Annotated in this window: 13 protein-coding genes; 5 read left to right on the forward strand and 8 right to left on the reverse strand. The window is 55.5% G+C overall.

The annotated features are described in order from the left end of the window. The first annotated feature begins 41 nt into the window (after positions 1 to 41). Positions 42 to 341 (forward strand): hypothetical protein, encoded by a 300-nt coding sequence (locus A5774_RS09595; RefSeq protein ID WP_023019026.1) that lies wholly within the window; start codon positions 42 to 44, stop codon positions 339 to 341. A 58-nt stretch (positions 342 to 399) separates the two neighbouring features. On the opposite strand, the gene A5774_RS09600 is transcribed toward A5774_RS09595, so the two are convergent. The 6 genes from A5774_RS09600 to A5774_RS09625 all read right to left on the reverse strand — a co-directional run bounded on the left by A5774_RS09600 (position 400) and on the right by A5774_RS09625 (position 9,994). Then, entirely contained in the window at positions 400 to 588 is a 189-nt protein-coding gene (locus tag A5774_RS09600; protein WP_064834600.1) for a hypothetical protein, read from the reverse strand. 148 nt (positions 589 to 736) lie between these two features. Next, on the reverse strand, positions 737 to 4,015 hold the full coding sequence (locus tag A5774_RS09605; protein ID WP_064834602.1) for an AAA family ATPase: 3,279 nt from the start codon (positions 4,013 to 4,015) through the stop codon (positions 737 to 739). 257 nt (positions 4,016 to 4,272) lie between these two features. Further along, the gene (locus A5774_RS09610; RefSeq protein WP_064834604.1) at positions 4,273 to 5,916 is read right to left on the reverse strand and encodes an amidohydrolase; all 1,644 of its coding nucleotides are present in this window, start codon (positions 5,914 to 5,916) and stop codon (positions 4,273 to 4,275) included. 28 nt (positions 5,917 to 5,944) lie between these two features. Further along, positions 5,945 to 7,570, reverse strand: a complete 1,626-nt coding sequence (locus tag A5774_RS09615; protein ID WP_064834607.1) for an AMP-binding protein — start codon at positions 7,568 to 7,570, stop codon at positions 5,945 to 5,947. Positions 7,571 to 7,611: 41 nt separating this feature from the next. Continuing rightward, positions 7,612 to 8,673 (reverse strand): trimeric intracellular cation channel family protein, encoded by a 1,062-nt coding sequence (locus A5774_RS09620; protein WP_021351903.1) that lies wholly within the window; start codon positions 8,671 to 8,673, stop codon positions 7,612 to 7,614. A gap of 115 nt (positions 8,674 to 8,788) precedes the next feature. After that, entirely contained in the window at positions 8,789 to 9,994 is a 1,206-nt protein-coding gene (locus A5774_RS09625) for a glycerophosphodiester phosphodiesterase family protein (protein WP_231892411.1), read from the reverse strand. A gap of 156 nt (positions 9,995 to 10,150) precedes the next feature. Between A5774_RS09625 and A5774_RS09630 the strand changes: the two genes are divergently transcribed. The 4 genes from A5774_RS09630 to hisC all read left to right on the forward strand — a co-directional run bounded on the left by A5774_RS09630 (position 10,151) and on the right by hisC (position 15,360). Then, the gene (locus A5774_RS09630; protein WP_064834609.1) at positions 10,151 to 10,762 is read left to right on the forward strand and encodes a CAP domain-containing protein; all 612 of its coding nucleotides are present in this window, start codon (positions 10,151 to 10,153) and stop codon (positions 10,760 to 10,762) included. 300 nt (positions 10,763 to 11,062) lie between these two features. Then, the gene (locus A5774_RS09635; RefSeq protein WP_064834611.1) at positions 11,063 to 12,802 is read left to right on the forward strand and encodes a thiamine pyrophosphate-dependent enzyme; all 1,740 of its coding nucleotides are present in this window, start codon (positions 11,063 to 11,065) and stop codon (positions 12,800 to 12,802) included. A 136-nt stretch (positions 12,803 to 12,938) separates the two neighbouring features. Then, positions 12,939 to 14,279 carry an amino acid permease gene (locus tag A5774_RS09640; protein ID WP_027017552.1) on the forward strand — a complete coding sequence of 447 codons (1,341 nt, stop codon included), beginning with the start codon at positions 12,939 to 12,941 and terminating at the stop codon, positions 14,277 to 14,279. Positions 14,280 to 14,313: 34 nt separating this feature from the next. Continuing rightward, entirely contained in the window at positions 14,314 to 15,360 is a 1,047-nt protein-coding gene (hisC, locus tag A5774_RS09645) for a histidinol-phosphate transaminase (RefSeq protein ID WP_064834613.1), read from the forward strand. A 164-nt stretch (positions 15,361 to 15,524) separates the two neighbouring features. On the opposite strand, the gene fucU is transcribed toward hisC, so the two are convergent. Together fucU and fucP are read right to left on the reverse strand one after the other, a co-directional pair. Continuing rightward, positions 15,525 to 15,950, reverse strand: a complete 426-nt coding sequence (gene fucU, locus A5774_RS09650) for an L-fucose mutarotase (protein WP_021351910.1) — start codon at positions 15,948 to 15,950, stop codon at positions 15,525 to 15,527. A gap of 2 nt (positions 15,951 to 15,952) precedes the next feature. Continuing rightward, positions 15,953 to 17,335, reverse strand: coding sequence for an L-fucose:H+ symporter permease (gene fucP / locus A5774_RS09655; protein ID WP_064834615.1), 1,383 nt, complete (start codon positions 17,333 to 17,335; stop codon positions 15,953 to 15,955). Positions 17,336 to 17,341 lie beyond the last annotated feature (6 nt).

The raw sequence follows: 17,341 nt of genomic DNA on the forward strand, positions 1-17,341 counted from the left end.
GCAGGCCAGCAAAACAACGCCACTACCCAAACCCGCACACTGTGACCACTGCGACAGACCTGGAGACGGTCGCCAGGCTGGATCATGTGGTTGCCGAGTATGTGCGTCGTAGACGCTGGGCGGGCAGTTTCGTGACCTCGAACTGCCTGGTCATGGATGTCGGCAACTCCCACACCGAGGACCTGGCTGAATGGGTCACCCCGAAATCGCTGGCTAAGCGGATGGCGGGTGTGGCGTTGATGACCGCCACCAGCAGGAACCACCAGAGGGCGAAAGGACCCCGGACCCCAGTCGGCGATACCCCGCTTCCACGTCTACTTCCCAATCGACCCCGTGACTGATGCTGTGGCCCCCTCGACGGGGCAGGCAACGATAATAACTAGCTGGTGTCCACAGAAATTAGTCTTCAATGAGCCACGAAAGTGCTTCATAGCGATCGAGCAGTTCTTCTTCTTTGAATTCGAGAGCGTCTGCTTCTCGGAGTCGCCGCAACATCTCCACTGTGTAGGGGTTCATTTCTTTTTCGACCTGGTTACGATCGCTGCGAAGCTCCTCCGTTGAACGTGGAGTCGATAATGGTGCTGACATGATGCCTCCTCGCAGCTTTCCCTTGATCGAATCGAATTATCGTTACAGCAGTTATCCCACTGCTACTGCAGTTGCGGTACTAGTCTCCAGAATTATGGAGCAGCATTTTCTGAACTGGCCCCCAAAGTTCCTGGTTCCTCGGCAATCGTTATTTCTTCGTCACCAACGCCAGGATTCCGAACACGACTACACAGACCAGGGCTGCCATCCAACCGAGCATAAGCACTCCCCCTACCGCAGCTGGGGCTTCCGCAATAGCCGCAACGATAGTCACTGCGGTTATGCCACCCAGTGTCAACGCTGACTGTTTCAGTCTGCGAGGCGCTTTCCGCGGTTGTGCTTGTTTAACAGGCTCTGCAGAATAACTTGCCTGATATTGCACTGGTGCAGCATCAGTGCCCCTGCCGTCATTTATCGGGCCATAGCGCAAAGCACGTGCCTGGGCTAGCAGCTGCTCACCAATCTCATCATCAATTTCTGGATCCAGATTTTCCCGCGCTGCCTGCATAGACCGTGGTTGTGGAGTAGCTTCCTCGTTCCTGTGTGTCGCACGAGTAATGCGGTCGGCGCTACAGATGCGCTGGCCTTCGTCGTTAAGCACTCTACGCTCATCGCTAGCTTGCTGTTCTAGAGGCTGTGCTAGTTCTGCAAGCTCGTCAACCTCGGCCTCTTCTGTAGCAAAAGCCTCATCTGCAAAAGACACATCGAGTTGGAGCTCCGCCCACTGCGCAAAATCAGCTGCGGTAACAACTGGCTTCCCATAACGACGGGCCAACCCCGTTTTACCGTCTTCAGCCGTAATGTCATCAGAAACCAGGACGTCGCAACGCGTCTTAGTAACAGCCTGCTTGTAGTCCAGGCCAAGCATCGCGCACAGCCTTTGCAGAGAATCCCCGTGCGGGTACAACTCACCATTGACGACAGTGGAACCGCGGAAGGCAACCCGGGTGCCTTCGACAAGAGCTTCGTCTGCTCGAACTACCTGAAGAGCAGATTTTTCCGTCTCCGGCTGCTGGCCATACGGGTAGTGTTGTGAATCTGCAACAAATTTTTCGACTACCGGAGCCTTTGGCTCAGGGGCAGGCGCAGAAACCGCAACGTAGTTCGGAGTTTGTGTCTCCTGCGCATGATCGTTGTTGTAGTACCAGTCTTCAAAATCTTCTTGGGCAATAATCGGTTTACCAAACTCGCGGGCAGCCTGTGCCTTCCGCGACATTGAAGCGATGTCAGCGGCAACAACCACGTCGCACCGCGTCTTCGACATATTCTTCTTGTACTCCAGCCCCTTTTCGGCACAGATTTCTGCTGATCTTTCATCGTTCGCAGACCCGCCCAACAAGCTGGTGACTCCCGTAAACGCCACCCGGGTGCCCGGGCGCAGCAGCTGAGAAAGGTCCACGACTTCGTCTTCCACTGGTGGGAGCGAAACCGGACGCGAATCAATACGAGCAACTCGCTGTTTGATCTCATGCTCCAACGTCGTGGTCCAAGCACCACGCGACAGTGCCCACGCGGACAAAAGCTCGGCACATTCTGCTACTTCAGCAAAATCCTGCGGCTGTGCACCACCTCCCGACATTGCTGCCCACGCGATATCGGAATCTGTAGCCTGCGAATTATCCAAAATCATCGGGAAGTTCGGCGCCCACTGCGGTCGATACACAGCACCTTCCGCATCCTTGTTTGCGTTTGGGACGAGCTGCCCACGTTCAGGCACAAGTTTGCCTTGTTCGTAAGCCCGGGCCATCGATTCGCAACGCTCTACCACTGTTTCGCCTTGCGCCTCAAACTGAAAATCGCCAGTTTCATAACCGATACCCAACGCTACATCCATGCCTGGTTCTTGATGGCGTACTGCGCCTTCTAACATCGCAAGGCGATCACCAATAACAATTCCTCCCTGTGCCTGGCGCAGCAACAACGGCCAAAAATCGCCGAGTGTTGGCACCATCGCTAAGCCCCTGGCTGGAATGTTGTGCTGTCGGCCAAAATCACCCAAGTCTGCCATCGGATTAATCCACGAACCAAAATCAGCTACCCGCCGTCCATCTTGGTAAATAATCGCGTGAATACGTGCCACGTGCTGGCTAAGCCCAAAATTCACTCCATTAAATGACAAAAACACCACGCGGCTAGCATTGATCCCGGCGCTCACTTCCCGTCGCACCTTGCGCACCAACGCATTATTCGCCCGAATATGCCGGGGCTCCACCGGTGCCGAGAACCGCAGATTCTCCAAATCAACCGCCCGCGACAACGCGACATAAAATTGCCCATCGGTAGCAGTTCCGCCTTTCAAATTAATGAAAAGTCGCGGAATCGTCTTGCCTTGGCTCTTATGGATCGTGATCGCCCAAGCTAAAATAATCGGAAATTGCGTCACCGCACCAACTCGAACACTCACCAAACGCCCGCCCTCAACAGCAGGCTGTTTAATCTCCCAGGTATAACGGACAATCTTCACTAGTTGGCCGGTGTCGTCGATACGCACCATAATCTCTTTATCCGTTGCGCCGACTATCTCACCAAAACTGCCGTTCACATAACGCCCGTGGGCATCATTAACCACCGTCATTACCCGAGCCCCCACAGCATAATGCAGTTCTTCGCTGCCGCTAAAGGAGTGGACATCCGCGTATCCGTTCTTTTCGGCGTAAGAAACGTAACGACGGCCAGGCAGCTGGCTCAGCCGCGTTTGGTTGATCGCTGCAACCGTAGCTTTACGTGACGTCAACGTAACCCAACCATCCGGAGCGACAAAATCTGGGTCTACTCGCTGGTTCAGGATTTCTAAAGCTTCACTGCCAACCACGCCTTCGCGCACCTCATTGAGGATATCGACGAACGTGGAATCTGCCTGGCGCCAAATCGTCGTCAGGTTAATCTCCTTTAACTGCAGTTCAGCATAAGATTTCGCGGAAAAGAAGTACGGCGTATCCCACACGCTGTTGAACAGATCTGCTTCCTTGCTCGTCACAACAGGTGGAAGCTGGAGTAGATCGCCTACTAACACCAGTTGTACTCCGCCGAACGAAACATCACGACCGCGAATTTTCCGCAGTGCGATATCCATCATGTCGAAAATGTCCGCGCGCACCATGGAAATTTCATCAACCACGAGCACGTCGATAGCTTTCAGCACCTTAGAAACTCTGCTCGACGCACTCCACTCACCACCAGGTGCGAGCGCATCCGGATACATTCCCGGACGGAACCCAAAGGACTTATGTATGGTAAACCCATCTATGTTCAGTGCAGCCACTCCAGTAGGCGCGGTTACTAGAATTTCTTTATCGCTGTGGCTGTCCAAAAAATGCCGCAATAAGGTGGATTTACCAGTACCCGCCTTGCCAGTAATCAAAACATTCCGCCCCTGCTCAATAATATCCAGGGCATCTTTAAATTCGGCGGTAATAGTGATGGGCACGGCGCCTCCGCAAAGAACAAATAAAAACTATTGACGATTGTGTTTAATAACATATCTAATCAACGGTTCCGGCTACTCATTACCCAGCCCTTGCGAATACACACTGGTAAATAGTTCTCGGCGACACCGACGGCATCCAATTCCTGATTCGGGCCTCCGGCCTCACCGTGACATCCATGGGCGCCGGAAAACAGCAGGTTTAACAGCTAATCTGCAGCGGGTATAATAGGCGAGGCCCGCTGCAGATTGCAGTAAAACTACACTTCTTCCAGCCCACCGTGGACGAATTCACCGCCGACCATGGTGGCCAGGATCTGGATATCGCTGATGGTATCCGGATCCACCTCCCGGGGGTCGTCGGCAAGCACCACCAAGTCTGCTAACTGGCCCGGCGCGATCTGCCCCTTGCGGCCAGCCCAGCCGGTCGCTGCCGCAGACCCCACGGTGTATGCGTAGAGCGCGTCGTCGACGGTGATGATTTCTGCTGGGCCGAACTCTTCCCCGTTTTCTGTTTTACGCTGCACGAATGCCTGAATAACCTTGAGTGGTTCGCCATCGGCAACCGGGCGGTCCGAGCTTCCCGGCAAGATCATGCCCGCTTCCAACAATCGTTTCGCCGGGTAAGCCAGCTTCGTACGCTCTTCACCGAGCATCTCTGCCATGATCCCGCCGAATTCTGGGATGAACCGCGGCTGCGGTGCCACAACGATGTTGTTTTTCGCCAGCCGCTCAATTTGATCAGTGCGCACTACCCCGCCGTGCTCGATGCGGTGCGGCATTTCCGGTGCGCCGTATTTTTCGGTGGCTTCTTCGATGATGTCGAGTGCCAGGTCGATCGCGGCATCACCGATCGCGTGCAGTGCCAGCGACCAACCGTTTCCAGCAGCCTTGATGGCTTGGTCACGCATATCTTCCGGGTCGCCCTGCAAGTAGCCCTTGCGGTGTGAGCAACCACAATAGGCTTCTGTCATCGCCGCGGTGGTGCCCAACATTGAGCCGTCGGTAAACAGCTTCACCGGTCCGATCTGCAGGTGCTGGTCGCCAAGCCCCGTGCGGATGCCCGCATCTAGACCGTGCCCCTCCGGATCGTCAGCGTGCCCGTCGAGCGGGTGCAAAACGTCGCTGGTGATCATCGCTTGGGTGCGGGCCAGCAGGTCCCCAGCCGCCGCGGCTTGTTGGTACGCGGCCATCTCGCGCGGGCTGTGTCCGATCCAGCCACCGGCGATTCCGGCATCAGTCACCGAAGTCAGGCCTTCTTCTACATAACGACGGTGCGCCAGCTGCAGCGCATAGGCGAGCTCGTCGACAGATTCTGGGCTGAGCTGATCGTTAATTGCACGCATGGCGTTTTCTTCCAGCAAGCCGGTCGGGTTGCCGTCGTCGTCAAGCACCACCTGGCCGCCTTCAGGCTGCTCTGGGTCGTCGACATTGATGCCACCAGCTTGCAGGCCCGCGGTGTTGACCGTCATGCTGTGGCCAGAATTGTGCTTGATGGCTAGTTTGCGGTTGTTGGTGGCTCGGTCCAGCTCAGCGATGGCCAGCTCTTCCCCACCCATTTTCGACGGGCGGAAATTCGAAGCAATCAGCCACTCCTGGTCTGGACGATCCTTTTCTGCCTGGGCCAAGGTGTCATACACATCCTGTGCACTGTGGCAATCACTCAGGTCAATCTCCGCCAGCGTCAGGCCAAACCACACCGAGTGGCAGTGTGCGTCGTTAAAGCCCGGCGCGATAAACGCGTTGTTCGCATCAAAACGGTGGCGCGCACCCAACTGGTGGGCTTGGGCCTCATCGAGGATGAAAAACCGGTCGCCGACAATGCCGACTGCGCTTGCCGACGGGTTCTCGCGGACACCAGTCCAGATGCGGGCATTAGTAATGAGCGTGTCGAGCAAGGCCATGATGAATGTTGCTTCCTTTCAGTTCTTCTCAGCGTTCAGTCTCAGTCACAGGGAGGTTCCGCAGCTCCTTGCGCAGGATCTTCCCGGTGCTTGATTTCGGAATCACGTCAATGAACTCCATCATGCGGATCTTTTTGTATGGTGTCACGCGCTGCGCCACCCATTCCAGTAAAGCCTCGGCACTAACAGCTGGATCAGCAGCATCAACGCCCTGCTGCAGCACCACAAACGCACGCGGTAGCTCTTCCCCAGCAGATTCACGCCGGTGCCCGACTACTGCGGCATCGGCAATGGCCTCATGCGTCATCAACAGCGCTTCCAATTCCGCAGGCGCAACCTGATAGCCCTTGTACTTGATCAATTCTTTCAAGCGATCAACCACGTAAACGTTGCCGCGGTGATCCAGGTTTGCGATATCACCGGTGCGCAGCCAGCCGTCGTCAAGCATGATCCTGCGGGTCGCCGCCTCATTGTTGAGATACCCCAGCATCACTTGTGGGCCACGCACCCACAACTCGCCGTCGGCCGAACGCTGGCCCGCACGCGCAGGCGGTGGAATTTCCTCGAAAGCGGCAGAGTTAACGTCTACCACCTTGATTTCCGTATTAGCTACCGGCACCCCGATGGAATCCAGTGGGGTCACGCCGATATCGCCGACGTTCGTAACCGGGCTGGTTTCTGTCATACCAAACCCCTGAATAACGTTAACCTCCAAGCGATCAGCAACGGCGCGCGCTAACTCACCATCCAGGGAGGCCGCCCCGGAGAGCACAGTTTCTAAAGCGCTGATGTCAAAATCAGCAACCAACGGATGCTTAGCTAACGCCACAGCAATCGGCGGGGCGATAAAAGTAAAAGTCACCCCATATTTTTGGTGCGCGGCCAAAAAACTTCCCAATTCAAACTTCGGCATGGCCACGATGTGCGAACGTAAACGCAAACCAACGTTCAACAACACATTCATGCCATATATATGCGAAAACGGCAGCACGCACATAAGCACAGAATCGCGGTGCACCCCGTTAGCCTGTAGCCGAGCAGTCATCTGCACAATATTCGCCACCAAGTTCCGGTGGCTAAGACGCACGCCCTTCGGAAGCCCCGTGGTTCCTGAAGAATAAGGCAGCGCAGCCACATGCGTGGCAGGATCAATATCAAGATCCGGCGGGGCATACCCTGCAGCCACGAGAGCCTGCACACCGGTGTTTTCATCAGTAAGATCCACGATGTTCTGAGCAACGATTCCAGCCTCTTCGGCTCCGGCAAAGCCAGCTTGCCCCAGCATGCTGGTGGTGAACAAGTAGCTCGCACCAGAATCTGTGAGCTGCTGCGCAATATCCGCGGTGTTCAACAGTGCGCCCAACGTGGTTACGCTCGCCCCGGCGCGCAAACTTCCGTGGAATGCCACGGCAAAAGCAAGACTATTCGGGCAGTGCAGCCCGATAACATCTCCCGGTTTTATTCCCCGGTGCGCGAGCGCACCAGCAAATGCGTCGACAAGCGCTTTGAGTTCCGCGTAGGTGGTTATGGAACCGGTCGCATCATCGGTGATAGCGATGTGGTCACGATCTTCATCGGTCAGGTTGCCAAACAACACGTCATAGACAGTGCTATTCGGGATTTCCAGATCTGGTTGTGCACTGTAAATTGGCATGTTTTCTAAGTTTTAAGCTTTCTAAACCCCGTAAGCTACTTTTAATCGCGGGAATTATAGCGGCTCATCAAACGTTCAATGAGTTCATCTGTGAGCTTGTCATCCGCCAAAATGGCATCAAGCAACCGCTGCGATTCTTCCGTGGATACCGGCTCTTCGGTGTCATAAGAATCACCGCTCAAGTCCATGCCGAAGTCGGTCTCGTCAGCAGCGCCAGAGTCGGTACTAGCGCTGAGTTGATCCACATCAGAATCAAAAGAATCCATAAAGTCGCTGACTTCTTCTTCCGTCATCTTCTTGTGCTTGCCCGAGCGTGCCTCTTTTTCCATACGACGCTGCAGCGCTGCTTCCATCTGCCGGTGCCTCCAAGAACGCACGCGGTGTGGTTCCAGCTTGCGCCCCACCGCGCGGCTTTTATGCTCAGCCTTCTTAGCCAGCACTTTCACCTGCGCCGCGGTGTCATTGATTGGTGCCCAATCCTGGTGGGCAGGCACGCGCCAACCAGCCCAAATACCCAACAGTGCAAGGAAAATAGAAACTAACGGGCCGACGACCATGCCGACGGCCAGCATGCCGAAGTGATTGCCGATGAGCACAATGCTGGCACAGGCAATCGCCGGAATGACCGTGGGCTGATTATTGCCAAAAACAGCTGGCTCCCGCCCCATGGAAATATCACGAATCATGGAACCACCCGTAGCGGTAAACACGCCCATCATGATGCACGGAATCAACGGCAGACCGTAGGTAATAGCCTTCACCGCACCAGTTCCTGCCCACAGGCCAGAGACGACGGCGTCGCCATGCGCCTGGATATAATCCCAGGTTTTACCCTTGAAATAGACAAAGCGTGCAATCAGCGCACCAGTAAAAGCCAGGTACAGATATTCTGGCTCGCTCATTGCCGCGACGGTGCCCTGGTTAATGAGCACGTCGCGCACCATACCGCCACCCAGCGAGGAGAACATCGCGATAAAAAAGAACCCGATGATGTCATAGCCGCTTTTCCGAGCGATAGTGCCGCCGATAATTCCCATCAGCAGCACGCCGCTGACATCAGACCAGCGGTACAAGGATTCAATGAGCGGATCTACTTCAGACATAAGCAATATTGAACTCCACCGCTACGCAGAGCGCGAAATTAGTCCACCCAAATACGGCAAAGATTTCTTAGCTCATCGCGTTCTTATCACGTGCGCTACTGCTCTCACTAGCGCGCTACTTCTCCTGCAGTACCGCCTGGCCTTTGCTTGGATAATCGGTGATGAGGCCATCTACGCCGGCAGCAATCTGCTCACGCATAGTGTCTTCATCATTGACAGTCCACGGCACCACCGCCATGCCCGCCTTGTGCGCCTGAGTAATCAGCTCCGGCGTAGCGACCGGGTGGTAGTCGTCGTCACGCGGGGTTTGCCCATAAGGAACCGCATGTCCAGGCGAAAGCACCTGCACGCCTAACTGTTTTGCGGCTTCTACGATGTCACCGTCGACGGCATCATAATCAACATCGCCAATCCAGGCCGAGCCCGATTTCCATGTAGTTTCGTCCCACAACAAGACCAGCGGAATCTCAGCATCGCGTTCACGCACCAGCGGCAGCGATGCCCAATCGAAGGACTGAATCATGGTGCGATCCGCGACATCAGCATTCTCCACCTCATCCATGATCGCATCGACGAATTCCTGTGGGGATGCCGTTTGTTCGCGGTGCTCCGGCTCCAGCTTGGTTTCGATATTGAAGTGCACATCCGGGTAATCTGCGGCGATCTCGAAGACCTCAGAGAGTTGCAGCAAACGGTTGTCGTCCTGCGGGGCAGCGTCCGGGAAATCGTCCAGGTTCTTATTGCAGTTCAGCATGGACAGCTGCGCGAAAGTCAGATCGTGGACCAGCTTGCCGACGTACGGGAACTGTGGATCACCCTCGGTAACAGGCTTGGTGTCCTGGCATTTCTCGGCATCGATCTTCGTATCGTGCCAAACGACAGGGACCCCGTCGGCAGACAACTCGATGTCGAATTCCAGGGTGGTCACGCCCATTTTCAGGGAATTAACCAAGCCCTCACGCGAAGACTCGATCCATTCACCACGCCCAAAACGGTGTGACTGCAAATCAAACCCTTGCGGCAATTTCGCCGCCGCTGCTGGTACGGGGTTCGCCTGCACGTCCAGGTCTGCAACCTGCTGTTTTTCAAAGGTCAACTTTTCTTCCTTCCCAGTAGTGGCGGCTTCAGTTGCGCTTTCTACGATTTCACTAGCACTGTCGGCCGCGTTGTTTGCTGCATCAGCGGCGTCATCAGCCTGCGAACATCCCGCCAGGGCAATAGCACTTGCCCCGAGTGCTGCGATGACTTGTACACCACGACGTCGGCTCATCCGCGGATTATGCGGGCTACGCGGACCAAAAATACGTGCACTGTCTGTCATAAATTGCTCCTAACATGAATAAAATATCGAAATTCAGGGCATCCCAACGCGCTCGTGTGGCATCGTTGAAATGAACGCTCCCCCGCGTTTCCCTGTTTACTGGGCTGTTTAGAACAGCTTGTTTACTGAGCTCTTTACAGAGTTAAGGAGATTACCGTGAAGTTTTCCACCCGTACATTCGCGGCAACTTTTGCTGCTGCCGGAGTTTTCGCTGGAATGATCGCTGCACCAGCTAGCTCTCAGGCACAAGCTTTCAACTTGCCTACAAGCAGCATCCCGCTTTCTTCTAGCCTGCCGACGCCACAGCAGCCGGGAACCCCAAGCACGCCTGGTACGCAGCACCGGCCGAGCACGCCTGGAACCCCTGGTGCACCAAGCAAGCCTTCTACCCCATCGAACGTGGAAGCTAAGCGGGCAGCAGTCATCGCGGAAACAAATAAGTTCCGCGCACAGCAAGGGGCACAACCGCTGCAAAGCAACCCTGCGCTTAATGCCGAAGCACAACGTCGCGCCGAGGAGCTTGCGCGGAACAACGCTTTCCATCACTTCGAGCTTGGCTCGCTTGTAGCAAACCACGGCGGAGTCGGTGAAAATATTTTTCAGCTCTCAGACGGCTTCAATTTCGCGCCAACAATAGTGCGCGGCTGGGCCAATAGTCCAGGACATCACGCGAACATGGCGAACGAGCAAGCAACACAAACCGGCATCGGCATTGCGAAGGGGCCCGATGGTAATTGGAGGGTTCTCGCTCTATATTCCGAGCGCTAATCCCCACTAGTAGCCGGTCGCTAGTAGCAAGTAACTACTGGCTCAACTCCCCCGGCTCCGGCCGCATGGCGTTGTTACCCGCCATGCGGCTTTTTGTATTCCGTGTACTGCGAAAGCAAACGCATAAGAAGCGCCCAGCTAGCACAAAAACCCACAAAACCCCCGCAGAAAACTCACGGAAAACACGGAGAAACCAGGCATAACTACGCAGGCCGATCGTCTCTACACGCAAGGGCAATTTGCTTCAGATCGCTAGAATGGTCGCTGACTAATATCCCTGCTACATCACGAGGTAACAGCATGAGCGTAGGCCACGTGGGCACAGCAATCGCCCGTAGTCTTGAACTCCACGACGTCCCACGAATCTTCCAGGTACCAGGCGAAAGCTTCCTTCCGGTACTGGATGGTCTTTACGAATCATCCATCGACACCATCGTGTGCCGCCAAGAAGGCGGCGCCTGTTATATGGCAGAAGCCCACGGCAAAGCCACGGGACAGCCCGGCGTCGCCATGGTCACCCGCGGCCCGGGCGCCGCGAATGCGTTCGTCGGCATCCACACCGCCTGGCAGGACGCTACTCCCCTGGTACTGTTCGTAGGGCTGGTACCCACCAACGACCGCGACCGCGAATCCTTCCAGGAATTCGACATCAAAGCGTGGTTCGGCACCCAAGCAAAGCGCGTTTATGTGCTTGACGACGCCTCCCGCGCCAGCCGCGTCGTCGCCGAAGCCTTCCATCTAGCCACCCAGGGCCGCCCCGGCCCGGTGGTCATCGGCCTACCGGAAGACGTCCTACACCAAGAATTCACCGGCGATCTCTGCAATCCTCTACCTGCCAGCCCTGGCGCGTTCAGCGATGCCAACCTCGATTACCTCGCTTCCGAGCTCCGAACAGCAGAAAAACCGCTGATCTTTGCCGGTGGCGCGCACTGGACCCCGGAAACCAGCGCAGCCGTACAAAAATTCGCTGAGCAACAGCAGATCCCGGTGGTGCACGACTGGCGCGCCAGCGACCGCACCGCGTTTTCCTCGCCAGCAAATGCCGGCTGGTTGGGCTATGGCCGCAACGATGCCGCCGCTGAATTGCTATGCGAAGCAGACTTGGTCGTAGAACTCGGCGCCGTCCTCACAGATGTCCCTACCGATGGCTACACACTGCGCCAGAACTTGGACGCGAAAAATATCGTAATCACTACCGATACCACTTTGTTGGGGAATTCCGCGGCCGTCAGCCACCACATTCTGGCCAGCCCGCAAGCGTTCGCGCAGGTTACCGAGGAACTGGCCAAGCGCATCGGCTCCGAAGAGCGGGTCACCGCTGGCAGTGAAGCTAGCACGGGCACCAGCGACAGCACAGATGCTGCTATCACCGCCACACAGCGCGAATGGTTCACCGCTGCCCACCGCAAGCACCTAGCGTTCTCGCACGTCGGTAAGCCAGAAGATTGGCCCGCCACCGCAAAAGGCACCGCGCACATGGCAGCCATCATGGCCGCGATCCAGGAACAGGCCCCACACGATGCGTTGTACACCTTTGGCGCGGGAAACCATTGCTTGTGGGCGCAGCGCTACCTACGCACGGAAACATATCCTTCGCAGCTCAGCGTACGTAACGGTTCAATGGGCTATTCCATTCCCTCAGCCGTCGCGGCCTCGTTGCAGTTCCCGGAACGCACCGTCATCACCATTGCTGGCGACGGCGAATATCTGATGAACGGGCAAGAACTTGCCACCGCGGTGCAAGCCGGCGGGGCCTTTCTGGTAGTGGTCATGAGCAACGCGGAGTTCGGCACCATCCGCACTCACCAACTCAACCACTACCCTAAGCGAGTGTCCGGCACGCAACTGGCGAACCCAGATTTCGCTGCCGCCGCCGTGGCCTTCGGCGCGCATGGCGAAACCGTCACCTCTGACCAGGACGCCACCAGCGCAGTCAAGCGCGCCCTGGCCGCGGTGCGTGAAGGGAAACCGGCATTAATTAACGTGATTACCGACCAAGCACTTTCCATCCCCACCATTCGGCAAAACACTGAGGAGTAGCATTACGACGAGTACAATTCGTCACCCAAACAACTAGCAGCCAACAAACAGCGCCCAATAACTAGACTTCAACAACTAGAACCCAACCACTAGAACCCAGCACCCAGTACCCAGCTCAAACAAGAAAGCAACCGCTATGAGCACAAACAACCAGAACGCCAGCAACACCGGCGTGCACCCCGACGGGGTTAGCCAAGCTAGCCCCACCAGCACGAAGCAACGGAAAAAGAAGAAGGCAGAGCCAGCCGGTTCTACTTCCACCTGGGTAATCACGTTGTTCGGCACCGCCGTGGGCGCGGGCATTCTGTTTTTGCCTATCAACGCTGGTTCTTTCGGTTTCATCCCGCTGCTGTTCGCCACGATCATCGCATTTCCACTGGTCTATTATTCGCACCGCACCTACGCACGCATCGTCTCCGGCGCACCGGAAAAAGACCACGGCAAAGATGTTTTAGAACTCTGCACGCAATACCTGGGACGGCGTGGCGGTGTAGCCATCGCCATCCTGTACTGGATCTCAGTATTTTCCACTGTGCTCATCTACGGGGTTTCCATCACCAATGCCGTCGATAGCTTCATCGTGCACCAAATGGGCGGGCCCTCCATTAACCGTTGGGTCTTGGCGACGCTGTGTGTTGGTTTGATGACCGCCGGTTTTGCCTTCGGCCGCAAACCTATGCTGTGGCTCGCGCAAATGTTGGTCTACCCACTGATCGGTTTCCTAGCGATCACCTCGATTTACCTCATTCCACGCTGGGATATTTCCAGCTTCTTGGAATTCGAATATGGTGACGGCGGTTTCTTGTCCGTCGTCAAGGGTGTTTTGCTGATCCTGCCGGTGATGGTCTTTGCTTTCTCCCATATGGCAGCACTCTCACAGCTGTCCGTTGACATGCAACCGGCATATGGCAAAAATACGGAAAAGCGTGTGTCCAAAATTGAATTCTACACCGCGATTCTGCTGGTCGTATTCACCATGGTCTTCGTGTGGTCGTGCGTGTTGGCTCTTGGCGCGGACGGTATGCGCGAGGCGCGTGAACAAAATATTCCGGTGCTGTCCTATTTCGCCAACGTCACTGGAACTCCCATCATGGCCGCGATTGCGCCAATGGTTGTGGTCTGTGCGATCGTTTCGTCGTACTTCGGTCACCTGTTGGGCAGCGAGGAAGGTACCGAATACCTCTTCAAAACCGTGGCACCAAAAACTGCCGAGCGCATTCCACGTCGCAACCTGCTCATCGGCATCTACGTCTTCGCTTTCGTGACCACGACGCTGGTCGCTGTGTTCAACCCGTCGATCGTTACCCTGGCATCTCTGGTCGCCGGCGTTTTCGTGGTCTTTATGGTCTACTTGTTGCCGGTCTATATGTTCCGCAACCTGGATGTGTACAAGCACTTCCGCAAGGACAAAGCGAACTATTTCGTTCTTGGACTCGGTGTGGTCATTATGCTCATCACCATCTGGGATCTGTTCTAATTCTTCATCCCCGCATTTTTAGGAGGTCAGCCACATGCTGCGCAAAGATCTTGGCGAGTTCCCGTATTATCGCCCGGGCAAAAGCGCCGAGGGGAAAGTAAAGCTCTCATCCAACGAAGCCGACTACGCCCCACCATCATTCGTGCAAGATGCCATCCACGCTGCTGTGCAGTATGGCAACCGCTATGGCGAATTCAGGTCCCCGGAGCTCACAGCAGCGCTTGCGGAATACCTTGGGTTGAGCGAGGACAATCTTTGCGTTGGCCCTGGCGCTTCATCCATCGTGCAACGCGCCGTCCGCATCACCTGTAATACCGGCGATGAGGTGGTCTTTCCTTGGCGCAGCTTCGAGGCCTACCCGCTGTATGTGCGCATGGCTGGCGCCGTTCCAGTCACAGTCCCGCTTGCCGACGACTACAGCATCGATTTGCGTGCCTGTGCCAAAGCCATCACGGACAAGACCAAACTGGTGATCTTGTGCAACCCGAACAACCCTACCGGCACGACTTTTAGCCGCGCAGAATTCCGCGAGTTCATGGATATGATCCCGGATGATCTTGTGGTGCTGATCGACGAAGCTTACTGGGAATTTAACGATGACCCGGAGCGCCCAGATGCAGTGCAGGAAATTCAGGATTACCCAAACCTGATTGGCGCACGGACCTTTTCCAAGGCCTTCGGTTTGGCCGGCATGCGGGTTGGCTACGGCTTTGCCCAGCCAGAATTGGCAAAAGCGATGAACTTGGTGGCACTGCCACTGGCCGTGACCGGAATGGCGGAACAGGCAGCAATTGCTGCCCTGGCACACCGCGAAGCTTTTAGCCCGCGGGTGGAAGAATCCAAGCGCCAACGTGATCGCATTGCACAAGCTATCGGCGCGGCACCGTCGCAAGGCAACTTCGTGTGGCTACCACGCGCGGATGCGGCAGACGTGGAACAGCGCATCTTTGATGAAGGCGTGATCATCCGCCGTTACGGCGACGAAGGCGTACGCATTTCCGTGACTAGCGAACAAGAAGCCGATGCCTTCTTGAATGCGTGGGAACGCGCGGGGTTGAGCAAAAGCGATTCCCATTGCTAAACAACCCGGCGACCCGGCGCGCTGCATTAGTGGTCACACGGAACCAGTGGCACCGCTGCACTGGTTAGAACTGCACTGGTTAAAACAACGGCTCGTAATTCGGCAGTTCCATGGTCGAATCGAGCCCATACGTTGCGCACATGGCAGCCAGCCTACCGGGTGACTTAATCGAGAATTACGCCTTTCCGCAAAATGATATTGCCGTATTGGGCGGTTTCACCAGTCACGACTGTCAGATACGAACTTTGTGCGCGCTCATAGAAGCGAAACCGCTCTAAAAATTCTGGTTCTGCACCTGGGTCATACGCCGAAATTATCTTGCGATAGCTGTCCCAGACCGGAGCGTCAGAATCACCTGCTACCGGTGCCATGAGCAAATATTGTTTATCCTCGTATTGATCGAGTTTAAACAAAGGCATGATTGCCTCAAGCAAAGCAGGGATTCCTAGTCCATCCATGCGGATGGCACGCTGCCCATCACCGAACCGGGGATAATGGGCGTCGGCAAGCGTTATCTCGTCACCATGCCCCATTGCGGATAGTGCTGACAATAATTCGGGAGTCAGTAAGGGCGATATTCCGCGCAACATTGTTATTTCTTCCCCATCGTTGGTGCTGCCTCAATATCATCAGGTTTCTGGTGCTTGATGGCGTACAAGCCGAAGGCACCGATAACGATGAAGCACAGCAGAACGAAAGTGAAACCAACTTGCGGGTTAGTCGCGTCTTGGATTGCACCTTGGATCATTGGCGCGATTGCACCACCAATGATCGCCATCACCAGACCCGAGGAAGCGAATTTGGTATCGCGCCCCACTCCAGTCAAAGAAATTCCGTAAATGGTTGGGAACAGCAGCGAAATGCACGCGGACAAAGCGACAATGCACAATGCGCCCAAGACGTTTCCGGAAAGGATGCCGATGATCGTGAATACCACACCTAGACCACACATTATGGTCAACAGGTAGCGACCCTCGATTTTACCCATCAACCAGACCATGACGAACCTGGCAACCAAGAAGAACACGAGTGAGATCTGCAGCCACCAACCAGCAGTTTTTAGGTCTGCATCGAGCGTGTACTGGATATAAAACGGAATGAAAGTCCAGATACAAGTCTGTGCCGCCACATTAAAGAACTGCGCGACGACGCCGAAACGATAGGTTCCGTTGTTCCACAGGCGCCCAACAACGCCCTTCGGAACATTAGAGAAGTCGGTTTCTTCCATCGCTTTGTTCTTTGGAACTTTAACGAAGAAGATCGATAGCGCCAGCGCTACGTACAACACGCCCAGGATGATGTATGGAATCATCACCTTTTCCAGTTCCTGGGAGGTTTGCTCGAGCAACTGGTCTTCGCTAAGTCCGGACTTGTCGACGGATTCACGAATATGAGGTGCTACCAACAGGGTGGCCATCAAAACGCCGATGTTGGCACCGATCGGGTTGAAGGCCTGCGCAAAGTTCAGGCGTCGAGTCGCATTCTTCTCCGGCCCCAGCGACATTACGTACGGATTCGCTGAAGTTTCGACAATCGACAATCCACCGGCAAGAATAAACAGTGCCGCAAGGAATACCCCGTAGGTCATAATTTGTGACGCAGGGAAGAACATGAAGGCGCCCAGTGCTGCCATGCTCATGCCCAGGACAACTCCGCCTTTGAATCCCAGCTTGGTATTGATTATGGCTGCCGGGATGGCAAGTAAGAAATATGCCCCGAAGTATGCAAACTGTACGAGAGCTGATTGAAACGCGTTCATATCGAAAACCGAGCTGAACACGTTAACCATTGGAGCGGTGAGGTCAGTCGAAATTCCCCACGCCGCGAAACACGAAACGATCAGGACGAAGGGAAGCAGCAACCCTGGGTAAAGGAATCCACCGGATTCGTTTTTCTTCGTTCCAGTAGATTTTTGCGTTCCTGTAGCTTCTGTTCCCGCGCTATTCGCTGGGTTCAGATTTGATTTTCCATTCATATCGCA

The organism is Corynebacterium sp. EPI-003-04-2554_SCH2473622 (assembly GCF_001665955.1).
Taxonomy (GTDB): domain Bacteria; phylum Actinomycetota; class Actinomycetes; order Mycobacteriales; family Mycobacteriaceae; genus Corynebacterium; species Corynebacterium pseudodiphtheriticum.